Origin of the sequence: Actinomadura sp. NPDC048032 (assembly GCF_040653175.1) — a bacterium.
Lineage (GTDB): Bacteria > Actinomycetota > Actinomycetes > Streptosporangiales > Streptosporangiaceae > Spirillospora > Spirillospora verrucosospora.
The window spans coordinates 1-2398 of the sequence record NZ_JBEZJP010000700.1 but is presented as its reverse complement, the minus strand read 5'-3'; the positions used below and the strand labels follow the sequence as shown (position 1 = coordinate 2398).

Genomic DNA, 2398 nt, shown 5'->3' with positions numbered 1-2398 from the left:
GCCTGCCCCGCTCGCGCTCGTTGGCGGCGCCGATGTCGGGGTTCGGCTGCGCGCCCGCCCGCCGCGACAGCGGGCCGAGCGTCTTCTCCGCAGCGGTCACCTGTGCCGTCCCTCCTGGTCGTCGGCGACGAGCCTCCCGGAGGCGCCGCCGGCGCGGCGCCACGGCACGCCGACGAGCGGCGGATCGGTCGCGGCCGCACGGCGCCGGCCGCCCACAGAATAGGCTGTCGCGGTGAGCTACCAGCGCCTGTCCCCGGACGAGCGGCGCGCCCAGATCCTGGACGTCGCGCGGCGGATGTTCACCGAGCTGCCGTACGCCGAGGTGTCCACGGCCGCGATCGCGCGGGAGACCGGCGTGCAGCGCGGCCTGATCCACTACTACTTCGGGACGAAGCGGGAGCTGTTCCTCAAGGTCGTCCAGGGGCTGACGGCCTCGGCCGCGATGCAGGCCCCGCCGCCGGACGGGCGGCTGGCGCTGCCCGAGGCGGTCGACCTGCTCGTCAACCTGTTCCTCGACACCGCCGAGCGCAACGCGACCACCTGGTTCGCCGCGCTCGACGCCGAGGGGTTCGGGCAGGACCCCGAACTCCTGCGCATCGTCAACCGGTTCCGGGACGAGACGGTCGAGCACATGCTGGCCGTGCTGCGCGTGGCCGAGCCGACCGAGACGCTGCGGGCCGTGCTGCGCGCCTACTCCGGGCTCGCGGACGCGGCGACGCGCCAGTGGCTCCAGGAGAAGACCCTCGACCGCGACCAGGTGCGCACGCTGCTCACCCGGTCGCTGCTCGCGCTGGTCAGCGACATCGGCCCCGCCGTGGAGAAGCCCCGGGAGGACCGGCCGCGGGCCGGCGCGGGCTAGCCGCGAGGCGTCTCGACGGTCCCCGGGACGGCGAACCAGACGGCCTTGCCGCGGACGGGCGGCCCGAGGCGGGAGAGGGTCCGCCGCAGGCCCCAGCGTCCGAGGGACAGCTCGTGGACGATGCTGAGCCCGCGCCCGCAGTCGCCGGACGTCCAGGAGTACCCGGGCAGGCCGACGTCGCCGTAGGTGTCGAAGACGGCGCACCGCAGTTCGCCCGCCGTCCCGTCGCCCATGTAGAGCCACAGCTCGTGCGGGCCGTGCTCGCCGGCGTGCTGGTGGGCATTGGTGGCCAGCTCGCTCACCATGAGCCGGGCGTCGTCCGCCCCGGCGGGCGGGACGCCGAGGGAGGCGAGGGCGTCGCGCAGGACGCGGCGGGCGTACCCGGCGCCTCCGGGGCCGCCCGGCAGGGCCCACACCCAGCCGGGCACGCCGTCGCGCCGGGCCGGGTCGCGGCCCGCCATGGCGTAGGCCATGGTCTCCGCCGTCAGATCGGCTGGCGTGGTCTTCACGGTTCCTCCCGCGGTACTGGTGCGAATGCGAAGGGCGGGCGGGGCGACCGGTCGTCACTCTCGGTTGACGACCGATCACGGATCCAAGAGTCTCCTGAGATTCTCACAAACGCAACACCCTTCCCGGAATTGCTCTGACCTTCCTGCCGGGTTCGTCAATCGCGTTGTGACGGGCGCCGGGAGTGATAAAGACTCCACTCCCATGACCTACCGCCCCACCGTCCGTGGCCGACGACTCGCCAGGGAGCTCCGCAAGCTGCGCGAGGAGCAGGGCCTGACACTGCAGGAAGTGGCGGACCGGCTCGACTGGTCGAGAGCCACCGTCTCCCGCCTGGAAACCAGCCAGACCCGCCCCAAACCCGGCGACATCGCCGACATCCTCGACCTCTACGGCGTGCCGAGCCCGGACCGCGACGCGCTCATCACCCTGGCCCGGCAGGCCGGGCAGCGCGGCTGGTGGACCGCCTACCAGGACGTCTTCGCCGGCAGCTATGTCGCGCTGGAGGACGAGGCCTCCCACATCCGCACCTGGGACCCGCAGCTCGTGCACGGCCTGCTGCAGACCGAGGACTACTCCCGCGCGGTGATTACCGCGGGTCGGCTCCTGCCCTCGGACGAGGAGATCGAGCGCCGCATCGCCGCCCGCAAGATCCGCCAGGCGCTGCTGGACCGCGCCGACGCGCCGCGCCTGGAGGTGATCTTCGATGAGGCGGTGCTGCACCGCCCGATCGGCGGCGAGGAGGTGATGCGGGCCCAGCTGAACGTCCTCGCCACCGCCGCGGAGATCCGCCCATCCGTGACCATCCAGGTACTCCCCTACACAGCAGCGGCGCATGCGGGCTTGGACGGACGTTTCACCATATTGTCGTATCCGGACCCGGCAGACCCCGATATCGCCTACGTCGAGGGCACTATGGGCGACGTTTACCTCGAGAGCGCCGTGAAGGTGGGGATGGTGAGCGCCCTGTCGTTGACCCTCGTCGCCTGCGGTTCCGGTTCGACGACGGCGAGATGCGTGGACCGCAACGCG

The 2398-nt window shown here is 72.6% G+C and carries 3 protein-coding genes; 2 read left to right on the top strand and 1 reads right to left on the bottom strand.

The window, feature by feature from the left end:
• Positions 1-232 precede the first annotated feature (232 nt).
• Positions 233-859: a helix-turn-helix domain-containing protein gene (locus tag AB0C69_RS41250; RefSeq protein ID WP_360362137.1), complete on the top strand. Its 627-nt coding sequence runs from the start codon at positions 233-235 to the stop codon at positions 857-859.
• On the opposite strand, the gene AB0C69_RS41245 is transcribed toward AB0C69_RS41250, so the two are convergent.
• Complete coding sequence (locus tag AB0C69_RS41245) at positions 856-1368, bottom strand: ATP-binding protein (protein WP_360362134.1); 513 nt, start codon at positions 1366-1368, stop codon at positions 856-858. The two genes, AB0C69_RS41250 and AB0C69_RS41245, sit on opposite strands and share 4 nt — an antisense overlap.
• Positions 1369-1570: 202 nt before the next feature.
• Between AB0C69_RS41245 and AB0C69_RS41240 the strand changes: the two genes are divergently transcribed.
• Positions 1571-2398, top strand: an 828-nt coding sequence (locus AB0C69_RS41240) for a helix-turn-helix transcriptional regulator (protein WP_360362131.1), incomplete at its 3' end; no start/stop codon positions are given.